Origin of the sequence: Kaustia mangrovi (assembly GCF_015482775.1) — a bacterium.
Classification (GTDB): Bacteria; Pseudomonadota; Alphaproteobacteria; order Rhizobiales; family Im1; genus Kaustia; species Kaustia mangrovi.
This window is the reverse complement of sequence record NZ_CP058214.1, coordinates 4,506,983-4,527,762: the sequence shown is the minus strand read 5'-3', so window position 1 is coordinate 4,527,762 and position 20,780 is coordinate 4,506,983. Positions and strand designations below refer to the sequence as shown.

20 protein-coding genes, 1 tRNA gene and 2 pseudogenes are annotated in these 20,780 nt (G+C 67.6%); 15 read left to right on the top strand and 8 right to left on the bottom strand.

Annotated elements, in window-relative coordinates; genetic code table 11:
• The first annotated feature begins 8 nt into the window (after positions 1-8).
• The 10 genes and pseudogenes from cysG (at position 9) to HW532_RS21330 (ending at position 9,084) form a co-directional block, all read left to right on the top strand.
• Positions 9-1,459, top strand: a pseudogene (gene cysG / locus HW532_RS21380) (siroheme synthase CysG).
• A complete protein-coding gene (locus tag HW532_RS21370) occupies positions 1,456-1,791 on the top strand; it encodes a DUF2849 domain-containing protein (RefSeq protein ID WP_213162386.1) in 336 nt (111 codons plus the stop codon). The pseudogene cysG and the gene HW532_RS21370 overlap by 4 nt, the downstream one beginning before the upstream one ends.
• A 15-nt stretch (positions 1,792-1,806) precedes the next feature.
• Positions 1,807-3,462 (top strand): nitrite/sulfite reductase, encoded by a 1,656-nt coding sequence (locus HW532_RS21365; protein ID WP_213162385.1) that lies wholly within the window; start codon positions 1,807-1,809, stop codon positions 3,460-3,462.
• Positions 3,449-4,015: a DUF934 domain-containing protein gene (locus tag HW532_RS21360; protein ID WP_213162384.1), complete on the top strand. Its 567-nt coding sequence runs from the start codon at positions 3,449-3,451 to the stop codon at positions 4,013-4,015. Before HW532_RS21365 ends, HW532_RS21360 begins: the two co-directional genes overlap by 14 nt.
• On the top strand, positions 4,012-4,719 hold the full coding sequence (locus HW532_RS21355; protein ID WP_213162383.1) for a phosphoadenylyl-sulfate reductase: 708 nt from the start codon (positions 4,012-4,014) through the stop codon (positions 4,717-4,719). The genes HW532_RS21360 and HW532_RS21355 overlap by 4 nt, the downstream gene beginning before the upstream one ends.
• Before the next feature lie 165 nt (positions 4,720-4,884).
• Entirely contained in the window at positions 4,885-5,871 is a 987-nt protein-coding gene (locus HW532_RS21350) for a TRAP transporter substrate-binding protein (RefSeq protein WP_213162382.1), read from the top strand.
• A 357-nt stretch (positions 5,872-6,228) separates the two neighbouring features.
• Entirely contained in the window at positions 6,229-6,765 is a 537-nt protein-coding gene (locus tag HW532_RS21345) for a TRAP transporter small permease (RefSeq protein ID WP_213162381.1), read from the top strand.
• A gap of 3 nt (positions 6,766-6,768) precedes the next feature.
• On the top strand, positions 6,769-8,064 hold the full coding sequence (locus HW532_RS21340; RefSeq protein ID WP_213162380.1) for a TRAP transporter large permease: 1,296 nt from the start codon (positions 6,769-6,771) through the stop codon (positions 8,062-8,064).
• Positions 8,065-8,104: 40 nt separating this feature from the next.
• The gene (locus HW532_RS21335; RefSeq protein ID WP_213162379.1) at positions 8,105-8,773 is read left to right on the top strand and encodes a hypothetical protein; all 669 of its coding nucleotides are present in this window, start codon (positions 8,105-8,107) and stop codon (positions 8,771-8,773) included.
• A complete protein-coding gene (locus HW532_RS21330) occupies positions 8,728-9,084 on the top strand; it encodes a hypothetical protein (RefSeq protein WP_213162378.1) in 357 nt (118 codons plus the stop codon). Before HW532_RS21335 ends, HW532_RS21330 begins: the two co-directional genes overlap by 46 nt.
• Here the strand turns inward: HW532_RS21330 and HW532_RS21325 are convergent.
• From HW532_RS21325 to HW532_RS21315, 3 genes and pseudogenes are all read right to left on the bottom strand, one after another.
• Positions 9,038-10,645, bottom strand: a complete 1,608-nt coding sequence (locus tag HW532_RS21325) for a carboxyl transferase domain-containing protein (RefSeq protein ID WP_213162377.1) — start codon at positions 10,643-10,645, stop codon at positions 9,038-9,040. The two genes, HW532_RS21330 and HW532_RS21325, sit on opposite strands and share 47 nt — an antisense overlap.
• A gap of 163 nt (positions 10,646-10,808) precedes the next feature.
• Positions 10,809-11,473: pseudogene (locus tag HW532_RS21320) on the bottom strand (glutathione S-transferase family protein).
• A 32-nt stretch (positions 11,474-11,505) separates the two neighbouring features.
• A complete protein-coding gene (locus HW532_RS21315) occupies positions 11,506-11,910 on the bottom strand; it encodes a rhodanese-like domain-containing protein (protein WP_213162376.1) in 405 nt (134 codons plus the stop codon).
• 132 nt (positions 11,911-12,042) lie between these two features.
• Between HW532_RS21315 and HW532_RS21310 the strand changes: the two genes are divergently transcribed.
• Both HW532_RS21310 and HW532_RS21305 read left to right on the top strand, forming a co-directional pair.
• Positions 12,043-12,963 (top strand): fatty acid desaturase, encoded by a 921-nt coding sequence (locus HW532_RS21310; protein ID WP_213162375.1) that lies wholly within the window; start codon positions 12,043-12,045, stop codon positions 12,961-12,963.
• Entirely contained in the window at positions 12,963-13,424 is a 462-nt protein-coding gene (locus tag HW532_RS21305; protein ID WP_213162374.1) for a hypothetical protein, read from the top strand. The genes HW532_RS21310 and HW532_RS21305 overlap by 1 nt, the downstream gene beginning before the upstream one ends.
• A 13-nt stretch (positions 13,425-13,437) precedes the next feature.
• On the opposite strand, the gene mgtE is transcribed toward HW532_RS21305, so the two are convergent.
• Together mgtE and HW532_RS21295 are read right to left on the bottom strand one after the other, a co-directional pair.
• Positions 13,438-14,817 carry a magnesium transporter gene (gene mgtE, locus HW532_RS21300; RefSeq protein WP_213162373.1) on the bottom strand — a complete coding sequence of 460 codons (1,380 nt, stop codon included), beginning with the start codon at positions 14,815-14,817 and terminating at the stop codon, positions 13,438-13,440.
• Positions 14,818-14,975: 158 nt separating this feature from the next.
• A tRNA-Leu gene (locus HW532_RS21295) sits at positions 14,976-15,062 on the bottom strand.
• Between the two features lie 81 nt (positions 15,063-15,143).
• Here HW532_RS21295 and lipB point away from each other — a divergent pair.
• Positions 15,144-15,893: a lipoyl(octanoyl) transferase LipB gene (lipB, locus tag HW532_RS21290; RefSeq protein ID WP_213162372.1), complete on the top strand. Its 750-nt coding sequence runs from the start codon at positions 15,144-15,146 to the stop codon at positions 15,891-15,893.
• Positions 15,894-15,974: 81 nt separating this feature from the next.
• Positions 15,975-17,792 carry a PHA/PHB synthase family protein gene (locus HW532_RS21285; protein WP_246479344.1) on the top strand — a complete coding sequence of 606 codons (1,818 nt, stop codon included), beginning with the start codon at positions 15,975-15,977 and terminating at the stop codon, positions 17,790-17,792.
• Here the strand turns inward: HW532_RS21285 and HW532_RS21280 are convergent.
• Together HW532_RS21280 and HW532_RS21275 are read right to left on the bottom strand one after the other, a co-directional pair.
• On the bottom strand, positions 17,768-18,154 hold the full coding sequence (locus HW532_RS21280) for a cupredoxin domain-containing protein (protein WP_213162371.1): 387 nt from the start codon (positions 18,152-18,154) through the stop codon (positions 17,768-17,770). The two genes, HW532_RS21285 and HW532_RS21280, sit on opposite strands and share 25 nt — an antisense overlap.
• Positions 18,151-18,690: a DUF4142 domain-containing protein gene (locus HW532_RS21275; RefSeq protein ID WP_213162370.1), complete on the bottom strand. Its 540-nt coding sequence runs from the start codon at positions 18,688-18,690 to the stop codon at positions 18,151-18,153. The genes HW532_RS21280 and HW532_RS21275 overlap by 4 nt, the downstream gene beginning before the upstream one ends.
• Before the next feature lie 188 nt (positions 18,691-18,878).
• Here HW532_RS21275 and HW532_RS21270 point away from each other — a divergent pair, with 188 nt between their 5' ends.
• Positions 18,879-19,823, top strand: a complete 945-nt coding sequence (locus HW532_RS21270; protein WP_213162369.1) for an AraC family transcriptional regulator — start codon at positions 18,879-18,881, stop codon at positions 19,821-19,823.
• Between the two features lie 96 nt (positions 19,824-19,919).
• Here HW532_RS21270 and HW532_RS21265 read toward each other — a convergent pair whose 3' ends face one another.
• Positions 19,920-20,768 carry a universal stress protein gene (locus HW532_RS21265; protein WP_213162368.1) on the bottom strand — a complete coding sequence of 283 codons (849 nt, stop codon included), beginning with the start codon at positions 20,766-20,768 and terminating at the stop codon, positions 19,920-19,922.
• Positions 20,769-20,780: the final 12 nt, after the last annotated feature.

Here is a 20,780-nt window from a genome sequence, read left to right as displayed (position 1 = left end):
GCATTCCCATGCGCTATTTCCCCCTGTTTCTCGACTTCTCCGGCCGGTCGGCGATCGTGGCCGGCGGCGGCGAGGCGGCCGCCCAGAAGGTTCGCCTGCTGCTGCGCACCGAAGCGACCGTCACGGTGTTCGCCCCGCGTCTCACGCCGGAGCTCGCCGATCTCGCCGCGTCTGCCCGCATCCGCTGGCAGGAGCGCCATGCCACGCCCGAGGACGTGGCGCTCGCCGACGTCCTGTTCGTGGCGGGCGAGGACGGCGCCCGCGCCCAGGCGCTCGCCGACGCGGCACGCGCGGCCAACGTGCCCACCAATGTGGTCGACCGCCCCGAGCTGTGCAGCGCGCTCATGCCGGCGCTGATCGACCGCGATCCGCTGGTCGTCGCCGTCGGCACCGAGGGTGCCGCGCCCGTGCTCGCCCAGGGCCTCAAGTCGCGCATCGAGGCCATGCTGCCGCCCGCGCTCGGCGCGCTGGCGACACGGGGCCGGGCCCTGCGCGACCGCGTCGCGTCCACCCTGCCCGAAGGTGCGCCGCGCCGCCGGTTCTGGCGCTCCTTCTTTTTCGGGCGCACACGCGATTCCTTCCTGACCCGCGACCATGACGCCTTCGAGCGCACGCTCGAGCGCGACCTGGACGATGCGGGCCGGGAGGCCCGGTTCGGGCGGGTCGCGCTGGTCGGCGCCGGGCCCGGCGATCCGGAACTCCTGACGCTGAAGGCCCAGCGGCTGCTCCAGGAGGCCGACATCATCGTCCATGACCGCCTCGTCTCCCCCGGCATTCTCGACTATGCGCGCCGGGACGCCGAGCGCGTGCTGGTCGGCAAGCGCCCGGGCGGGCCGTCGCACAGCCAGTCGGAGATCAATCGCCTGCTCGTGCGCGAGGCGCTCGCCGGCAAGCTCGTCGTGCGGCTGAAGGGGGCGACCCCTATATCTTCGGGCGCGGCGGCGAGGAGCAGGCGGCGCTGGAGGCCAACGGCATCCCGGTCGAGGTGGTACCGGGCATCACCGCCGCGCTCGGCTGCGCAGCCTCCCTGCGCCAGCCGCTGACCCAGCGCGGCAGCCACCGCGCCATCACCCTCCTGACCGGGGCGAGCGAGGACGGTACCGCCGAGCACGACTGGGACGCCCTGGTGCGCTCCGGCGCGACGCTCGCCGTCTATATGGGGGTGCGCGCGGCGGGCCATGTCGGCCGCAGCCTGCTGGCTGCCGGCGCAGACGCCGCGACGCCCGTGACCGTCGTGGAGAACGGGACGCTCGAGGAGGAACTCTCCGTCGACACCAATCTCGCCGCGCTGGCCAGCGGCCTTCGCGATTACGGCATAGAGGGCCCCGCCCTCCTGCTCATCGGTGCGCCGGAGGCGGCAACCCGGCCGGAGGCTCCGCGCGACGGCTCCCGCCTGTCTGAGCCCTTTCCCACAGATTCCGACGCGGCCCACGCCGCCTGGCTGAAGGTGCTGCCATGACGACCGAAAAGGGCAAGGCCCTGACTGCCAACCGGCTCGATGACGGGCTGGTGGTCTTTCTCACCCGCTCGGGCGACTGGAGCCCGAGGATCGACGACGCCGCCGTCGCCCAGGAGGCCGAAGCCGCCTCCGCACTGGAGGCGCGCGGACATGCGGCGGAGGCCGGAAACCTCGTGACCGACGCCTATCTCATCGATGTGGAGCGCGTGGACGGCCGGGTGCGCCCGAGCCATATCCGCGAGCGCATCCGCACGCTGGGGCCGACCGTGCGCACCGATCTCGGCAAGCAGGCCGAGGGTGCCGGCGGCGGCTTCCAGGCCACCGCACCGTGATGGAGGACCGATCCCATGTATCGCTATGACGAGTTCGACCATCGCTTCGTGAAGGAGCGCGTCTCCCAGTTCCGCGACCAGGTGGAGCGGCGGCTCTCCGGCGCGCTGACGGAGGAGGAGTTCAAGCCCTTCCGGCTGATGAACGGCCTCTATCTCCAGCTCCATGCCTATATGCTGCGGGTCGCGGTGCCCTACGGCACGCTGTCGGCCGACCAGATGCGCCGGCTCGCCCGGATCGCGGAGGTCTACGACAAGGGCTACGGCCATTTCACCACGCGCCAGAACATCCAGTTCAACTGGCCCGCCCTGAAGGACGTGCCGGACATCCTGGACGAGCTGGCGGAGGTGGAGATGCACGCCATCCAGACCTCCGGCAACTGCATCCGCAACGTCACGACCGACGCCTGGGCCGGGGTCGCCGCCGACGAGATCGCCGATCCCAGGCCCGTCGCCGAGCTCATCCGACAATGGTCCTCGCTCCATCCGGAGTTCTCGTTCCTGCCGCGCAAGTTCAAGATCGCGGTGACCGGCGCGCCACACGACCGCGCGGCGACCAAGGCGCACGATATTGGCCTGCGGCTCCATCTGAACGACGAGGGCGAGCCCGGCTGGGAGGTCATGGTCGGCGGCGGCCTCGGCCGCACGCCCATGATCGCGGTGACGGTGCGCGACTGGCTACCCGAGCGCGAGCTCCTGCGCTATCTGGAAGCGATCATGCGCGTCTACAATCTCGCCGGCCGGCGCGACAACAAGTACAAGGCCCGCGTGAAGATCCTCGTGCACGAGCTCGGCGCCGAGGAGTTCCGCGCCCGCGTGGAGGAGGAATATGTCCGCCTCGACAAGAGCCCCATCGAGGTGGAGGCCGCCGAGCTGGAGCGTATCGCCGCCTATTTCGCACCGCCCGCCTATGAGAGCCAGCCCAAGGTCGTGGCCTCCTTCGAGGAGGCGCGGCTGAAGGATCCGGCCTTCGCCCAGTGGGTGCGCTCCAACGTCGCCGATCACAAGGTCGAGGGCTATGCCATCGCCAATATCTCGCTGAAGCCGGAAGGCGGCATTCCGGGCGACGCGACGGCCGACCAGATGCGTGCCGTCGCCGATCTCGCCGAGGCCTACAGCTTCGGCGAGATCCGTGTCTCGCACCGCCAGAACCTCGTCCTGCCCGATGTCAGGAAGGCCGATCTCCACGCGCTCTGGCAGGCATTGGCGGAGCACGGGCTGGCGGCCGCCAATCTCGACCTGGCGACCGACATCGTCTCCTGCCCCGGCCTCGACTATTGCGCGCTGGCCACCGCGCGCTCGATCCCTGTCGCGCAGGCCCTGAGCCGGCGGTTCGCGGATCTCAGGCAGCAGCACGATATCGGTCCGCTCAGGATCAACATCTCCGGCTGCATCAATGCCTGCGGCCACCACCATATCGGCAATATCGGCATTCTCGGACTGGAGAAGAAGGGCGTGGAGTTCTACCAGATCACGCTCGGCGGACGCGGCGACGACGACGCGGCGGTCGGTTCGCTCATCGGGCCCGGCTTCTCCGGAGAGGAGGTGCCGGATGCCGTGGAGACCATCGTCGGGACCTATCTCGCCGAACGCGCCGATGGCGAGACCTTCCTCGACACCTATTCCCGCCTCGGCGCGGCCCCGTTCAAGGAGGCACTCTATGCCGCTCGTTAAGGATGGCGCGATCATCGCCGACAGCTGGGTCGAGGCCGACGCGGACGGGCCGGTGCCGGAGACGGGCGACGTCCTCGTCTCCTTCGACCGGCTCGAGCACGAGGCCGACGACCTCGTCCGCCAGGGACGGCGGGTCGGCGTGGTGCTGCCCAACGATCTGGAGGCGGCGGCGCTTGCGCCCTATCTCGACCGGCTCGACCTGATCGTGCTGGAGCTGCCGAAATTCAGCGACGGGCGCGCCTTCTCCCAGGCCCATCAGCTCAGCCGGCAGCTCGGCTTCAAGGCCGAGATCCGCGCGCGCGGCCATATCGTCCCCGATCAGGTCGCCTTCCTGCGTCAGTGTGGCGTGGAAACCTTCGCGCTCGACGACCGCTTCGAGCTCGACGAGGTGATCGCGGCGGCGACCTCCATGTCGCTGACCTATCAGTCGGGCTATGTCCCCGGCCACGGTTACGCGCCGGCGGAGGTGTTCGGCGCGCGCGCCAGCCGGTTGGCCGCCGCGACGGCCGACCGCTCCCCGTCCACCTGCGCATCGGGAGGATCGAACACATGATCCGCTACGACCTCGTGATCCGCCGCTATGGCGAGCTGTCGGGCGCAGCCCTCCTCGCCCCGCTTATCCAGGAGGTGTTTCCGGGCCGCATCGCGCTCGTCTCCTCCTTCGGTGCGGAATCGGCGGTGCTGCTCCACATGATCTCCGAGATCGACCGCGCGACGCCGGTGGTCTTCCTCGATACCGGCAAGCTGTTCCCGGAGACGCTCCTCTATCGCGACCGGCTTATCGCCCGGCTCGGCCTCACCGACGTCCGCTCCATCGGGCCGGAGGCGCACGAGACGCCCGCCCTCGACCCGGACGGGACGCTCTGGCAGAGCGCGCCCGACGCCTGCTGCCACTTCCGCAAGGTGGTGCCGCTGGAGCGCGCGCTGCGCGGCTTCACCGCATGGATCACCGGGCGCAAGCGCATGCATGGCGGCGAGCGCGCGGTGCTGCCCATGCTGGAGACGGCGGATTGGCGGCTCAAGGCCAACCCGCTCGCCGACTGGAGCGCGGAGGATATCGCCGGCTACATGGAGCACCATGGCCTGCCCGGCCATCCGCTGACCGCCGTCGGCTATCGCTCCATCGGCTGCATGCCCTGCACCCGTCCTGTCACCGACAACGAGGATGCCCGCGCGGGCCGCTGGTCCGGCCTCGACAAGAGCGAATGCGGCATTCACTGGACCGCCAACGGCCGGCCGATCCGCGTCGCCCAGTAGCCTCCCGCACGCCACATCCCTCCCCTCCCCGACGGATCCGCCGCCTGGAGCCTGGACAAGGCTTCCGGCGGCGGATCCGGCATGCTTGCCGCATGGGCGGACGGCCGATAAGCTCGGCCCATGCTTGAACAATCACGGGGCGATCAACAAGAGGGAGGGTCGATCATGACTCGCTTTAAGGTGCAGCTCGCCGGCGCGCTGGCGGCTGCGGGACTGGCCGTGTCCGCCGCTCCGGCCGCGGCGGAAACCTGGGACATGCCGCTCGCCTATGCGGCCTCCAACTATCATTCCGAGAACGCCACGCAATTCGCCGAGGAGGTCACCGAGGCGACCGGCGGCGAGTTGGAGATCGTGGCTCACCCCGGCGGCTCGCTGTTCAAGGGCGGCGAGATCTTCCGTGCCGTGCGCACCGGCCAGGCACCCATCGGCGAGCGGCTGATCTCCGCGCTCGGCAACGAGGACGCCATCTTCGAGATCGATTCGATCCCGTTCCTCGCCACGAGCTTCGACGATGCCCGCAAGCTCTACGAAGCCTCGAAGCCCGCCCTGGAGGAGGTGCTGGAGCTCAAGGGCCTGAAGCTCCTCTACGCCGTGCCGTGGCCGCCCCAGGGCCTCTATGTGAACAAGGAGGTCGACGAGGCCGCCGACATGGAGGGCGTGAAGTTCCGCGCCTACAACGCCGCGACCGCGCGGCTGGCGGAGCTCATGCGTGCCGTGCCGACCAAGATCGAGGCCGCGGAAATCTCGCAGGCCTTCGCCACGGGCGTCGTGGAGAGCATGATCTCGTCGGGCTCCACGGGCTATGACCGCAAGATCTGGGAGCACGTCAAATACTGGTACGACGTTCAGGCCTGGCTGCCGAAGAACATGGTCCTGGTCAATCTGGACGCCTGGAACGGCCTCGACGAGGAAATGCAGGCGGTCGTCCTGGAGAAGGCCGGCGCCGCGGAGGAGCGCGGCTGGGCGAAGGCCGAGGAGCTCGCCAACTGGTACAAGGAGCAGCTCGCGGAGAACGGCATGACCGTCGCCCCGCCGAGCGAGCAGCTCGCCGCTGACTTCAAGGAGATCGGCCAGACCATGATGGCCGAATGGCTCGAGCGTGCCGGCGACAAGGGCAAGGCCGTCATCGACGCCTATCAGGGCATGGAGTGATGGAGGCCGTAGCGCCTGCATCCTCCTCTCGATGGCTGACCTGTCGCCCATGATGGGCACCGGTCGGGTGCCTGATCCTCAAGCGTGGTCCCGGGGCCTGTTCCCGGGACCTGGTGGCGCTTCGGTTCGCTCAAGGGTTACCGTTCGTCATTCCCGCGAAAGCGGGAATCCAACGCAACATCAAAGACATGAACGTCAAAGACATCGATCCCTGCTTGCGCGGGGGATGACGAAGAAGGGCCCGGTGAGGACCAAAGGCAGGCCTGTGCATGAGCGGCGGCGCCAATGGATCCCGGCAACAGGCGCCGGGATGACCAGGGAGTTCCGGGCATGTTCGGAAGAAGGACAACCGTCGCCATGCGCGATCTGCTGACCGGTCTGGACCGGGCGCTCAACCGGATCTACACGTTCGCCGGCGCGGTGGCGGCGGGCTTTCTCGTGCTGCTGGCGCTCTGCGTCGCCCTGAGCATCCTGACCCGCATGGCCGGGCTCTATGTTGCGGGGCTGACCGCCTATTCCGGCTATGCGATGGCGGCGTCGGCCTTCCTGGCGCTCGCCTATACCTTCCGCGAGGGCGGCCATATCCGCGTCGCGCTCCTGCGCAACCGGCTCGCCGGGCGCGCGCGCTTCGCCGTCGAGGTCTGGTGCCTCGGCGTGGCCAGCGTCTTCTCCGTCTATCTCGCCTGGTATCTGGTGCGCATGACCGAGATCTCCTGGCAGTTCGGAGACAAGAGCGAGGGCGCCGACGCCACTCCCTTGTGGATCCCCCAATCGGCCCTTGCCGCAGGCGCCTCGGTGATGGCGCTCGCCGCCGTGCATGCGCTGATCAAGACGCTTCTCACCCGCGACATCGACGCGCCCTTCTCCGGGTCCAGCCAGACACTGAGCGAGTAGCCCATGATCGAGATCGGCTACACGGCGATCTTCCTCGCCGTCCTGTTTCTCTTCCTCGGGACCGGCGTGTGGATCGCCCTTTCGCTCATCGGGGTGGCGACCATCGGCATGATGCTGTTCACCGCGCGGCCGGTGGGCGACGCCATGGCGACCACCATCTGGTCGGCAAGCTCGAGCTGGACGCTCGCCGCCCTGCCGCTCTTTGTGTGGATGGGCGAGATCTTGTTCCGCACGCGCCTGTCGGAGAACCTGTTCCGCGGCCTCCAGCCTTGGATGAACCGGCTGCCGGGCGGGCTGCTCCACGTCAATATCGCGGGCTCGGCGATCTTCGCCGCGATCTCCGGATCGTCGGCGGCGACGGTGGCCACCGTCGGCAAGATGTCGATCCCGGAGCTGCGCCGGCGCCGCTACCCCGAGCGCATGATCGTCGGCACGCTGGCCGGCGCCGGTACGCTCGGGCTACTCATTCCGCCCTCCATCACGCTCATCATCTATGGCGTGGCGGTCAACGAATCGATCGCCAAGCTGTTCATCGCCGGCATCCTGCCCGGCCTCATGCTGGCGGCGATGTTCATGGCCTATGTGATGGGCTGGTCGCTCGCCACGCGCCAGAGCGACGACTTCGCGGCGGAACGCTATGGCTGGGGCGAGAGGGTGCGCGCGCTCGGCCAGCTCCTGCCCGTCCTCGCCCTCATCCTCGCGGTGATGGGCGCGATCTATACCGGAATCGCGACGGCCACGGAGGCCGCCGTCCTGGGCGTTGCCGGCGCCCTCGTCCTGTCGGCCCTGCAGGGCGAGCTCACATGGGCGTCGTTCCGGGAGTCTCTCCTCGGGGCGACGCGGACCTCCTCCATGATCGCCTTCATCCTCGCCGGCTCCTCTTTCCTGACGCTCGCAATGGGCTTCACCGGTATCCCGCGCGCGCTCGCCACGTGGATTGCCGACCTCCAGCTCTCGCCCGCCATGCTCATCGCCGCGCTCACCCTGTTCTACATCGTGCTCGGCTGCTTCCTCGACGGCATCTCCGCCATCGTTCTGACCATGGCGGTCGTCGAGCCGATCATCCGGCAGGCGGGCTTCGACATGATCTGGTTCGGCGTGTTCCTGATGATCGTGGTCGAGATCGCCCAGATCACCCCGCCCATCGGCTTCAACCTGTTCGTGCTGCAGGGCATGACCGGGCGCGAGATGGATTTCATCGCCCGGGCCGCCGCGCCGATGTTCGCCATCATGGTGCTCGCCGTAATCGTGCTATATCTGTTTCCCGGTATCGCAACCGTCCTGCCCTCGCATATGTGACCGACCTGACCATATGCCCCCTGACGAATGAGGACCCGCCGTGGTGGGATTTCTCGAGGCGCTCGCCCGACATGGCACGAAGATCCTCATCGGCGGTCTTCTGATCGGTCTGGCGTGGCCCGATCTCGCCACCGCCTTCCGGCCGGCCGTGGCACCGTGCATCTTCGTCATGCTCACCATCGTCATGATGCGGGTCGACATCTCCGCGGTCTGGGCGCAGCTGCGCAGGCCCTGGCTGCTGCTGGCCGCGCAGGGCTGGGCGATGGTCGCCCTGCCCCTCCTCCTGATCGCGAGCCTTGCCTTCTGGACACCCGATCCCGGACTGCTGCTCGCCCTCATCTTCTGGACGTCGGCCGCACCGCTGTCGTCCTCACCCGCGCTCAGCATGCTCGTCGGGCTCGACGGCGCGGTCAGCCTGGGCTTCCTGATCGCGGGCGTCGCGCTCTATCCGCTCACGACGCCCATCTTCACCGAGATCGTGGCCGGCGACGCCATCGCGATCTCCGGTTTCGAGCTTGCAATCCGCCTGATCGCGCTGATCGCGGGGCGGCGCTCGCTGGCTGGCTCGGCCGCCGGCTTCTGGGGCCGGAGCGCCGCGCGCGCCATCTCGGCACCATGGACGGCCTCAACATCATCACGCTGGTCATTTTCGCCATCGGCCTCATGGACGGCATCACGGCGGAATTGCTCGCCGATCCGCTCCATATGATGTCGCTGATGGCGCTCGCCTTCGGCTTAAGCCTTGTCGCCAACGCGCTGACGCTCGCCCTGTTCTGGCGTTTCGGCAGGCGGCATGCCGCGACCTTCGGCTTCTCGAACGGCGCGCGCAACATCGCCATCGTGATCGGAGCGCTGGGCGGGCAGGTGCCGCACGAGACGTGGCTGTTCTTCGTCTCCACCCAGTTCCCGATCTATTTCCTGCCGATGCTCCTGAAGCCGGTCTATCGCCGGCTGGTGCCCGACCCCGCGCCGGTCACATACGAAACACGCCGAAGCGCGTCTCGCCAATCGGCGCGTTGAGCGCGGCGGACAGCGCGAGCGCGAGCGTCATCCGTGTCTCCGACGGCATGATCACGCCGTCGTCCCACAGCCTGGCGGTCGCGTAATAGGGGTGGCCCTCGCGCTCATACTGGTCGCGGATGGGCTGCTTGAATTCCTCCTCCTCGACCTCCGACCAGCCCGCGCCGTCGGCCTCCAGATTGTCGCGCCTGACCTGGGCAAGCACGGAAGCGGCCTGCTCGCCGCCCATGACGGAGATGCGCGCATTGGGCCACATGAACAGGAAGCGCGGGGAATAGGCGCGCCCGCACATGCCGTAATTGCCCGCCCCGAAGGAGCCGCCGACGATGACGGTGACCTTGGGCACCTGGGCCGACGCCACCGCCGTGACGAGCTTCGCGCCGTCCTTGGCGATGCCGCCCGCCTCGTAGCGCTGGCCGACCATGAAGCCGGAGATGTTCTGCAGGAAGACCAGAGGGATGCGGCGCTGGCAGCACAGCTCGATGAAATGGGCGCCCTTCAGGGCGGAGTCGGAATACAGGATGCCGTTATTGGCGATGATCCCCACCGGCATGCCCCACAGATGGGCAAAGCCCGTGACGAGGGTCGTGCCGTAAAGCGCCTTCCACTCGTCGAACTCCGAGGCGTCGACAAGGCGGGCGATCACCTCGCGCGCATCGTATTGGGTCGCAAGCGTCGCCGGCACGATGCCGTCGAGATCGGAGGCGGGATAGTGCGGCTCGCGCGGTCGCTTGAGCGGGATGTCCACCGTCTTGCGCCGGTTGAGGCCGGCGACGATGCGGCGGACGATGGAGAGGGCGTGCGTGTCGTCGGCGGCATAGTGATCGGCAACTCCGGACTGGCGGGCATGGACATCCGCGCCGCCGAGCTCCTCCGCCGTCACCACCTCCCCCGTCGCGGCCTTCACGAGCGGGGGACCGCCGAGGAAGATCGTGCCCTGCCGGCGCACGATCACGGTCTCGTCGGACATGGCCGGCACATAGGCACCGCCCGCCGTGCACGAACCCATGACGCAGGCGATCTGAGGGATGCCTTCGGCCGACAGCGTCGCCTGATTGTAGAAGATGCGCCCGAAATGCTCCCGGTCGGGGAAGACCTCCGTCTGGTTCGGCAGGTTGGCGCCGCCGGAATCAACCAGATAGATGCAGGGCAGCCGGTTTTCGCGCGCGATCTCCTGGGCGCGCAGGTGCTTCTTCACGGTCAGCGGATAATAGGTGCCGCCCTTGATGGTCGCATCGTTGCAGACGATCACGCATTCGCGCCCCTCCACCCGGCCGATTCCGGTGATGAGGCCGGCGCCGTGAATGTCGCCGCCATACATGTCCCACGCCGCCATGGGCGAGAGCTCCAGGAACGGCGATCCGGGATCGATGAGCCGCATGACCCGGTCGCGCGGCAGGAGCTTCCCGCGGTCGAGATGGCGCTTGCGGGCCCGCTCCGAGCCGCCCCGCGCCACCGTCTCGCGCTTCTCCGCAAGATCCGCCCTAACCGCCGCCATCGCCTCGGCGTTGACGGTGAACTCCGCGGAGCTCGCAGAAACCTTGGAGGAAATGATGCTCATGCGCCTCGCCTCCCCGGGCATAGGGCTGCCAGTCTTCCGGTACGCTCTCCCCCCATCGTCATGCCCGGGCTTGTCCCGGGCATCCATGAGGCCGTTCCATCTGTGACCGGCGTCCGATGGAGTGCCCGATCACGCCCGGCAATGACGAGACGACGGAAAGCCATCACACCTCGTCGGCCTCGATCACCCAGGGTTCCTCCGCCCCGGCGGCGGCCCATTCGGCGTAGGCCGGCAGGGCCTTGATCGTTTCCATATAGGCGCGGGCCTCCTCGCCGACTTCGAGGTCGTAGACGTCGAACCGGTTGACCACGGGCGCGTACATGGCGTCGGCGATGGAGAAATCGCCGAACAGGAACGGCCCGGTATCGCCATGGTGCGCCCGGCAGTTCCGCCAGATCGCCTCGATCCGCGCGACATCCGCCCGGACGGCCTCCGACACGTCCAGCCGCGCCTTCGGCCGGCGCATGTTCATGGGCATTCGGCGCGCAGTGCCATGAAGCCCGCATGCATCTCGTGGCAGACGGCCCGGGCCACGGCCCGCGTACCGATGAAGTCCGGCCACAGGCGCTTCTCCGGAAAGATGTCGTTGAGATATTCGAGGATGGCGAGCGACTCCCACACCACGATCTCGCCATGGGTGAGAACCGGCACCCGGCCGGAGGGGGAGCGCTCCTTGATCGCGCTGTTGAGCACCCCGTCCGGGCCCTCCACATCGAGCGGCATCACGGTCTCCTCGAAGGGGATGCCGCTGTGGCGCATGGCGAGCCACGGCCGGAACGACCACGAGGAATAGTTCTTGTTGCCGATGATGAGATGCAGCGTTTCCATGGGCTCAGCCCCCTCGCGCCGGCGGCGGCCGGCTATTTCTTCTCCACGGCCTCGACGGGACCGCCCGCCTCCTTCCAGCCGCCGAAACCGCCCTTCAGATTGTAGACCGGCTTCAGCCCCATGCGCGCGGCCACCTGGGTGGCGAGCACGGAGCGCATGCCGCTCGCGCAATGGAAGATGAAGGTCTTGTCCTCGGCGAATTTCGGCTTGTGGTAGGGGCTTGCGGGATCGATCCAGAATTCCAGCATGCCGCGCGGCACATGGAAGGTGCCTGGAATGCGGCCCTCGCGCCAGAGCTCGCGCACGTCGCGAATGTCGACGATGACCACGTCGTCGCGCTTGGCGAGTTCCATCGCCTCGTCCGCCGTCACTTCCTGGATTTCCTTCCGCCCCTCCTCGATCAGCTGCTTGATGCCGACCGAAATTGTCTGTGCCATCGTGTCTTGTCCTCTTGATCGATCCTCGTCGTCGCGCACACTGTAGTGTGTTTGCCGGGCCTGCGGAACCACCGCGTGACGTGTCCCATGCCACAGCGGTCGCTCTGCCCTCAACGGGAAGGACGAGGCACCATGCCGCCGGACATCACCCATCGCGAAGCGCTTGCGGCCATCGCCCCGGAGGCGCTTGCCCGGATGAAGGAACGCTCCGACCGGCCGGGGCTCGCCCGCCTCGCCGCGCATCTGGGCCTGCTCGCGCTCACCGGGGCGGCGGTCGCCGCCTCGCTCGGCACATGGTGGCTCGCCCTGCCGGCCATGGCCGTCCACGGTGTCGTCCTGGTCTTCCTGTTCGCCCCGCTCCACGAAACCGTCCACGAGACGGCGTTCCGCTCCCCCCTCGCGAACCGCATCGTCGCGGAGATATGCGGCTTCGCGATCCTTCTGCCGCCGCGCCGCTTCCGCTATTTCCACTTCGCCCATCACCGCCACACGCAGGACGAGGCGCGCGATCCCGAGCTCGCCACGCCCAAGCCGCAAGGCTGGCCCGCCTATCTGTGGCGCCTGACGGGTATCGCCTACTGGCGCGACCAGGCCGCCGCGCTCCTGTCGGCCGCGGCGGGCCGCCCCCTGCCCGACTACGTTCCGCCCTCCGGCAGGCCGCGCGTGGTGCGGGAGGCGCGCATCCATCTCGCCGCCTATGGCGCGATCGCCGCCCTGTGCCTTGCCACCGGCTGGACGGCGCCCCTGTGGTTCTGGATCGTGCCGGTGCTCCTCGGTCAGCCGGCGCTCAGGGCCTATCTCCTGGCCGAGCACACCGCATGCCCGCTCGTGCCGGACATCCTGGCCAATACGCGCACGACCTTCACCGCGCCGGCGATCCGGTTCCTCGCCTGGAACATGCCGCACCATACCGCCCATCATGCCCTGCCCGCCGTGCCGTTCCATCAATTGCCCGGCCTCAGCGCAGAGCTCAGGACCAATCTGAAGACGACGGCGAACGGCTATCCGGACGCCCACCGACAGATCGTCGCGGCCTTCGCGCCAGGATCATGATGGCGGGCGCACCGGTCACGGCATCGCGCATCGCGGCTAGGCCGGCCGGTCGCCGGCTTCTGCTCTGCGGCCTGATCGCACTGTCCCTTGCCCCCGCCGGCGTGCAGCCCGCCATGGCCGGCGACACGGGCGGGCAAAAGGCCGTGACGGTGCAGGACAGGCTGTGCCGTTACGATCTCAAATGCTGGGCGGAACGCTTCATCGCGGAGGCGAGCCGGGCGTGCGCGGATCCCGTCGCGCGCCTTGCCGGAGACCCGCACCGCTGGACCGACACGCCCGCCGCCCCGCGGTTTTCCCATTACAGGTGGAAGAGCCTGGATTCCGGAACCGTGACCTATCTGGGCGACAGGCTCGAGGTCCAGAACGACTTCGGGGCGTGGCGCGGCTATGTCTATGAATGCGACTTCGATACCGCGCTACAAAGCGCGACGGACGTCCGGATCGCGCCGGGAAGGCTGTAAGGCGCCTCTCCCCTCACAGCAACCAGACGGCGGCCAGCCCCAGGAAGGCGAAGAAGCCGATGACGTCGGTCACGGTCGTCACGAAGACCGTGGAGGAGATCGCCGGGTCGATATCGAACCAGTCGAGGGTGAGCGGAATGAGGATGCCGGCGAGGGCTGCGGCCAGCATGTTGATGATCATGGCCGCGCCGATGACGAGGCCGAGCCCGTCATTGCCGAACCACAATATGGCGAGCACCCCCATGATGAGCGCGAACAGGACGCCGTTGATCACGCCGACCACGCTCTCGCGCCAGATCACGCGGAAGGCGTTGAGCGGCCCCAGATCGCGCGTGGCGAGCGCACGCACAGCGACCGTCATGGTCTGCGTGCCCGCGTTGCCGCCCATGGAGGCGACGATGGGCATGAGGATGGCGAGCGCCACCATCTGGTCGATGGTCGCGTCGAACCACGAGATCACCCAGGAGGCGAGGATGGCAGTGCCCATATTGACGGCGAGCCAGGTGAAGCGCGAGCGCGTCGTACGCCAGACGGGGTCGGTGATCTCCTCGTCGCCGACGCCGCCGAGGCGGTGAATGTCCTCCTCCGCCTCCTCCTGGATCACGTCGACGATGTCGTCGATGGTGAGCATGCCGACAAGGCGGCCCTCCTCGTCCAGCACGGGCGCGGAGACGAGATTGTACTGCTCGAACTTGTAGGCCACGTCCTCCTGGTCGTCGGCGACGGTGAAGCTCACATCGGCGGTGTCCATGATATCGGAGACGACGCTGTCGCGCGGCGTCCTCAGGACCCGGCTCACCGGCAGCGCGCCGGCGAGATGGAAGGTCGGGTCGACCACATAGATCTCGTAGAACGACTCCGGCAGCTCCTTCTCGGTGCGCATGTAGTCGATGGTCTGTCCGACCGACCAGAAGGACGGCACCGCCACGAAATCCGTCTGCATGAGACGGCCGGCGGTGTATTCGGGAAAGTCGAGGGCGCGGCGGAGCGCCATGCGGTCGGCGCGCGGCACCTTGGAGAGGATCTCGCGCTGCTCGGCCTCGTCGAGATCGCCGATGAGATAGACGGCATCGTCGGTGTCGAGCTTGCGTACCGCGGAAGCGATGACCTGCTGGGGCAGCGCCTCGAGAAGCTCGTCGCGAATCGACTCGTCGAGCTCGGTGAAGGTCAGCGGGTCGAAGGTCCGGCCCATGAGCTCGATCAGCCTGACGCGCTCGTCGGCGCGCAGAAGCTCGATCAGGTCGGCAAGGTCGGCCTCGTGCAGGTCCCGGACCAGCGCGCGCGTGCGGGACTGGTCCTCCGCCTCGATGGCGGCGGAGACGGCGCGGACATAGTCGGCGGTGAAGCCTCCGTCCTCGTCGCGCATCGCGGGGCTTTCAAGCACCTCGGACATGCGCGCGCTCCCTCTTGCCGGTTGTCGCCTTCACGAGCGCTGGCCCGCTCAGGCTCCTAAATAAGCCATCGCCAGCATCCGCGAAACACGCAAAAGAGCACCAGCGAATGGCTGGCGCCGTCTTTCGATATCGCTCTTCCGGGGTTCGATCCCGACAGTGGTGCGGTCGGGGAGACTCGAACTCCCACGAGCGTAAGCCCACTAGCCCCTCAAGCTAGCGCGTCTACCAATTCCGCCACGACCGCAATATGGTGTCGGATCGGGTTGACGATGTATCAATCCCCCGTCATCAAATCAAGCCCAAGCTGCGAATATTCGGCGGTAAAATGCAAGCAAGCGAAAAGGCCAGGCCCGAAGGGCGCGACGATATTGCCAGGGCGGGCCGCTCCACCCGCGCAAACCTGCCCGTGGACTGGGAGATCGCCGGCGGTCTCACCGACTACCGGACGGCGCTCGCCCGCATGGAGGCGCGCGCGGAGGCGATCGCCAGGGGCGAGGCGCGCGAGCTGGTCTGGCTCGTCGAGCATCCCCCGCTCTATACGGCGGGCACGAGCGCACGCGCCGGCGACCTTCTCGCACCGGACCGCTTTCCCGTCTACGAGACCGGGCGCGGCGGGCAATACACCTATCACGGCCCGGGCCAGCGCGTGGTCTACACCATGCTCGACCTGAAGACACGCGGGCGCGACGTGCGCCTGTTCGTCTCCACGCTGGAGCAGTGGATCATCGATACGCTGGCGCGCTTCAACGTGACGGCGGAACGGCGCGAGGACCGGGTCGGTGTCTGGGTGAGGCGCCCGGAGCTCGGGCCGGGCCGGGAAGACAAGATCGCCGCCATCGGCATCCGGCTGAAGCGCTGGGTGAGCTTCCACGGGCTGGCCATCAATGTGGAGCCGGATCTGGAGCACTTCACCGGCATCGTGCCCTGCGGGGTGACGCAGCACGGCGTCACGAGCCTCGTCGATCTCGGCCTGCCCGTCACCATGGCCGATCTCGATGTCGCCCTGCGGGAAACCTTCACGCCCCTCTTCGGCCCCGACGCGCCATCCGGCGAAACCCGTTCGCCATTGTCATAATCCCCCGGCAAGCCATTTGATATGGCTCGCCGTCGCGACTAGATTCAGGAGAACACGGGATTTCAGGGGAACGGGACGCCCATGCCGGACAAGGACGCCGAGTCCAAGCAGGACTACCAGATCGCCGATCCGGGCGAGTTCGTGCGCAACATGGCCCGGGTCATGGACAGGACGGCGGAGATCGCCGCCGACTTCGCCTCCAGGATCGACAGCGACGACGCCCGCGCGCGCCATGACGACCAGTCCGAGCAGTTCGCCCATATCGCGCGAACCTTCTTCGACATCGCCCAGGGCTATGCCGCCGCGCCGAACAAGCTGATGGATGCCCAGCTCAGGCTCTGGCAGCAATATGGCGATCTGTGGCAGACGAGCTGGAAGCGCCTGCTCGGCGAGGAGACGGGCCCTGTCGTGCAACCGGCAAAGGGCGACCGCCGCTTCAAGGACCCGGAATGGGAGGAGAACCAGGTCTTCGACTTCCTGAAGCAGGCCTATCTCATCGCCGCGCAATGGGCCCAGGACATCGTGGAGGAGACCGAGACCGTCGACGAGCGCACCCGCCAGCGCGCCCGCTTCTATGTCGACCAGCTCACCAACGCGCTCTCGCCGTCGAACTTCGCGCTCACCAATCCGGAGGTCCTGCGCACCACGCTCTCCAGCAATGCGCAGAACCTCGTGGAGGGCATGGAGCACCTGAAGGAGGATCTCGAGGCCGGACGCGGAAGCTTGCGCATCAAGCAGACCGATTTCGACGCCTTCGAGGTCGGCCGCAACATCGCGGTGACGCCCGGCAAGGTCATCTATCAGAACGAGCTGATGCAGCTCATCCAGTACGCGCCGACGACGGAGAAGGTCTTCAAGCGCCCGCTGCTGATCGTCCCGCCCTGGATCAACAAATATTACATTCTCGACCTCAATCCGAAGAAGTCCCTCGTCTCCTGGCTGGTCGACCAGGGCTTCACCGTCTTCGTGATCTCCTGGGTCAATCCCGACGAGCGGCTCGCGATGAAGGGCTTCTCCGACTATATGCGCGAGGGCGTCCTGGAGGCGGTGTCCGCCGTCGGCAAGGCGACCGGCGAGGACGACCTCAACATCGTCGGCTACTGCATCGGCGGCACGCTGACCGCGGCGACGCTGGCCTATATGGCGGACAAGGGCGACGACCGGGTGAAGTCGGCGACCTTCCTCACCACCCAGGTCGATTTCGAGAAGGCCGGCGACCTCATGAACTTCGTCGACGAGGATCAGCTCAAGACGCTCGAGCGGTCCATGGCGCGCAAGGGCTATCTGGAGGGCGGACGCATGGCCACCGCCTTCAATCTCCTGCGCTCCAACGACCTCATCTGGTCCTATGTGGTCAACAACTACCTGCTCGGCCGCGAACCGATGGCCTTCGACCTGCTCTACTGGAACGCCGATCCGACCCGCATGCCGGCGGCGACGCACAGCTTCTATCTGCGGGAATGCTATCTCAACAATCGCATGTCGAAGGGCGAGATGGTTCTCGACGGGGTGCGGATCGACCTGAAGAAGGTCAAGGTCCCCGCCTACAACCTCGCCACGCGCGAGGACCATATCGCGCCGCTCTCCTCCGCCTTCCGGGTCGGCAAGTGCCTCGGCGGCAAGACACGGCTGGTGGTCGCCGCCTCCGGTCACATCGCCGGCGTCGTGAACCCGCCGGACGCGAAGAAGTACATGCACTGGACCAACGACAAGGACGCCGACACGCTGGAGGACTGGCTGGCCGGCGCGACGGAGCATCCCGGCTCCTGGTGGCCCGACTGGAAGCGCTGGATCACGCCGCGTGCCGGCCGCAAGGTCCCCGCCCGCCACCCCGGCGACGGCGGGCTGAACCCCATCGAGGACGCGCCGGGCTCCTACGTGAAGGTGCGCGCGGACTGATCCCGGTCACCGTCCGCCAGCGCGAGCCGAGCCGACATCTGCGGATGAAAGCGGCAGATATAGGTCTCCGCCTGGCCGTTGCCGACGACGAGGCTCGCCGCCTCCCCTGCGCGAATCGTGCCCGTATCCCAACTGCCGTCGACCGCCGTCGCGGTGTGCGGGGCGATATCCTTGTTGACCCATGTCACGCGATCGCCGGGTGCGACGCGGAGATGGTCCGGCAGGAAGGCGAACCCCTCGATCTCCACCAAATACTCGCGCGGGTCCCGGCCGGCAGCGCGAATTCTCGCGGGCGCGAGGGCCGCGGCGGCGAATGCCGCCACGGCGCGCGACAGCAGATGCCGTCTCGTCGGCCGTCTCATCGGTTCAGCGCCTCGACCATGGCGGCGGCGTGGTCCTGATGGACCTTGAAGATCTCCAGGCCCGCCTCGAACAGCGTCCTGACCTCGCCATTCTCGATATTCGGAATGAACGCCTCCTCCACCAGCCGGTTGACGGCCTTGTGATAGGCCAGCTCGTTTTCCGCATAGCGCCGGTCGAACGCCTCGCCGCGCAAGGCGCTCATCTCGTCGATCAGGGCGGCGGCATCCGTGTTGAGCTTCTGGCTCAGCCCGTTGTCCTGCGGCTGCGCCTCGAGTTTCTCCAGAAGGGCGAGCGCCTGCTCGTTGACCGCCGTGTGGTCCCGGATCATGGTCTGCGCGAAGGCTCGCACATCCGGATTGTCGGAGAGCGCCAGGGCAAGATGGGCGTAGCGGATGTCGATCGTGTCGGCGACATAGGCCACATGGGCCATTTCCAGATCGTTCAGCTCCGCCGGCGACTGCGCGTGTGCGGCACTCTGGCCGGCGAGCATCAGCGCGAAGCTTGCCGCAGCGAGAAGGGGCGTTCGGAGGGTCATCGTCATCTCCCGTCAATTGATTGCGTCGTGACAGCCGGCGCGGTACGCACACCGGCACGAGATCGATTGAACGGCAAGGAGACGATATGATGAATGATCGATAGTGCTATTAAATTGATTGATCGTTCAGATCATTTTCCATTTTCTGGACGATCAATATACTATCCCGGTCACAGACGAGGCTCGCCATGGACGTGCTCAGCGACATTCTCTCCAGGATGCGATTGTCCGGAACGCTCTATTTCCGCACCTCCTTCACCTCGCCGTGGAGCGTGCGCGTCCCCGCCTTCAGGGATGTGGCGCGCTTTCATCTGGCCCATAAGGGGCGCTGCTTCGTGCGGATCGGACCGACGCGGGAACGGGTTCTTCTCGAACAGGGCGACCTCGTGATCATCATGCGCGGCGCCGAGCACACGCTCTATTGCGACCCCGCCACGGAGAACCAGGCCCTGCTGCTCGACGAGGTGGTCGAGAGATCCGGCTTCACCGGCAGCGGGACGCTGGTCTATGGCGAGACCGGCACGGATCACGAGACGCAGCTCATCTGCGGGCATTTCGCCTTCGATCCGGAGGCGCGCCATCCGCTTGTCGACGCCCTGCCCGGCCATATCCACATCAGAAACTACGGCGAGGCCGCCGGTGCGTGGATGGACAGCACGCTCAGGGTGATCGGCGCGGAGGCCGGCCGCGACCGGCCGGGCAGCGACCTCATCGCCCTCAAGCTGTCGGAGATCATCTTCGCCCAGGCGCTGCGCAGCTATCTGAACGGTGACGGCGCCGACCGGCCGGTGCTCGCCGGCTTCACCGATCGCCAGATCGCCAGAGCGCTCAAGGCCATGCACGAGGCGCCAGCCCATCCCTGGACGCTGGAGGCCCTGGCGCGGACAGCCGGACTGTCGCGCACCGCCTTCGCCACGCGCTTCTCCCGGCTGCTCCTCATGACGCCGCTCGGCTATCTCACTCACTGGCGCATGCAGCAGGCGCGCCAGCTGCTGACCGACACCGACCGCGCGATCATCGATATCGCCGAGGCTGTCGGATATCACTCCGAGGCCGCGTTCGGCCGCGTCTTCAAGAAGCATTTCGGCACGGCCCCAGCCACATACCGGCGCCATGCTCTGCGGGGCGCGTGAGAGGGGCACGCCGAATAAGACGAGTCGCCGCGGCGGGTTACGCGGCTATTCGGAGATATCGATTCAGCCCGGGCACACGGTTCGGACCCCGGTTCCCTACCGGAACAGCATGACCGGGATCTTGCAGGAGCGGATCATCTCCGTCGTCGTGGAGCCGATGATCAGGCTGCGGATACGCGAATGGCCGTAGGCCCCCATGACGAGGAGGTCGCTGCCGGCGGCCTCCTGCGCGATGACGGTCTCGGGGTGGCCGGCGACGATATCGGCCTCCGCCTCGTGCCCACCGGCCATGAGGAGCGCGCGGGCATCCTCGATCGCGCTTCGCGCCTCCGGTGTCTCCTGACCGACCGTGACGAGCCGGCAGGCAAGCCCCGCGAAGACCGGGCTGCGGGCGACGTGGTCGACCGCCTTCATGCTGCTCGCGCCGCCGTCATAGGCGATCAGCACACGCTCCGGGGTCCGGAAGGCGCGCGAGGCGACGAAGACCGGCTTCAGGCTCGAGCGCACGATGCGCTCCAGATTGGAGCCGAGATGGAGCCTTGCGAAGTCGGCCGCCTCCCCCCGCTTGCCGATGACCACCAGTTCCGCGTCGGCCTCGGCTTCCGCGACCGTCTCGACGATGTCGCCGATCCGGAGCCGCGTGGAGACACGGTCGAGCCCTCTGGCCATCAGGATCTCCTCGGCATCCTCCAGGATGGCCCGGCCGCGCTTCTGGGCGAGCTTCGCGCGCTGCTCGTCGAGCGCGCTGAGCTCGTTGAGCAGCGCGGTGCGCGCGCCGAGCGCGATATTGCCGCTGAGGTCGGACGGCGTGCTCGTCGTCTCGCGCCGGCCGAGGACGTGCAGGAGTTCCACCTCCAGGCCCGCGCGCCCGGCAATCCAGGCGGCGTGGTCGCACACGCTCTGCGAATAGGCCGATCCGTCGACCAGCGCCAGCAGCTTGCTCATCTCGCTCCTCCT

Coding starts and splice junctions, on each gene's coding strand:
- HW532_RS21370 (WP_213162386.1), top strand. CDS start 1,456: ATGACGACCGAAAAGGGCAAGGCCCTGACTGCCAACCGGCTCGATGAC.
- HW532_RS21365 (WP_213162385.1), top strand. CDS start 1,807: ATGTATCGCTATGACGAGTTCGACCATCGCTTCGTGAAGGAGCGCGTC.
- HW532_RS21360 (WP_213162384.1), top strand. CDS start 3,449: ATGCCGCTCGTTAAGGATGGCGCGATCATCGCCGACAGCTGGGTCGAG.
- HW532_RS21355 (WP_213162383.1), top strand. CDS start 4,012: ATGATCCGCTACGACCTCGTGATCCGCCGCTATGGCGAGCTGTCGGGC.
- HW532_RS21350 (WP_213162382.1), top strand. CDS start 4,885: ATGACTCGCTTTAAGGTGCAGCTCGCCGGCGCGCTGGCGGCTGCGGGA.
- HW532_RS21345 (WP_213162381.1), top strand. CDS start 6,229: ATGCGCGATCTGCTGACCGGTCTGGACCGGGCGCTCAACCGGATCTAC.
- HW532_RS21340 (WP_213162380.1), top strand. CDS start 6,769: ATGATCGAGATCGGCTACACGGCGATCTTCCTCGCCGTCCTGTTTCTC.
- HW532_RS21330 (WP_213162378.1), top strand. CDS start 8,728: ATGGACGGCATCACGGCGGAATTGCTCGCCGATCCGCTCCATATGATG.
- HW532_RS21325 (WP_213162377.1), bottom strand. CDS start 10,645: ATGAGCATCATTTCCTCCAAGGTTTCTGCGAGCTCCGCGGAGTTCACC.
- HW532_RS21315 (WP_213162376.1), bottom strand. CDS start 11,910: ATGGCACAGACAATTTCGGTCGGCATCAAGCAGCTGATCGAGGAGGGG.
- HW532_RS21310 (WP_213162375.1), top strand. CDS start 12,043: ATGCCGCCGGACATCACCCATCGCGAAGCGCTTGCGGCCATCGCCCCG.
- HW532_RS21305 (WP_213162374.1), top strand. CDS start 12,963: ATGGCGGGCGCACCGGTCACGGCATCGCGCATCGCGGCTAGGCCGGCC.
- mgtE (WP_213162373.1), bottom strand. CDS start 14,817: ATGTCCGAGGTGCTTGAAAGCCCCGCGATGCGCGACGAGGACGGAGGC.
- lipB (WP_213162372.1), top strand. CDS start 15,144: ATGCAAGCAAGCGAAAAGGCCAGGCCCGAAGGGCGCGACGATATTGCC.
- HW532_RS21285 (WP_246479344.1), top strand. CDS start 15,975: ATGCCGGACAAGGACGCCGAGTCCAAGCAGGACTACCAGATCGCCGAT.
- HW532_RS21280 (WP_213162371.1), bottom strand. CDS start 18,154: ATGAGACGGCCGACGAGACGGCATCTGCTGTCGCGCGCCGTGGCGGCA.
- HW532_RS21275 (WP_213162370.1), bottom strand. CDS start 18,690: ATGACCCTCCGAACGCCCCTTCTCGCTGCGGCAAGCTTCGCGCTGATG.
- HW532_RS21270 (WP_213162369.1), top strand. CDS start 18,879: ATGGACGTGCTCAGCGACATTCTCTCCAGGATGCGATTGTCCGGAACG.
- HW532_RS21265 (WP_213162368.1), bottom strand. CDS start 20,768: ATGAGCAAGCTGCTGGCGCTGGTCGACGGATCGGCCTATTCGCAGAGC.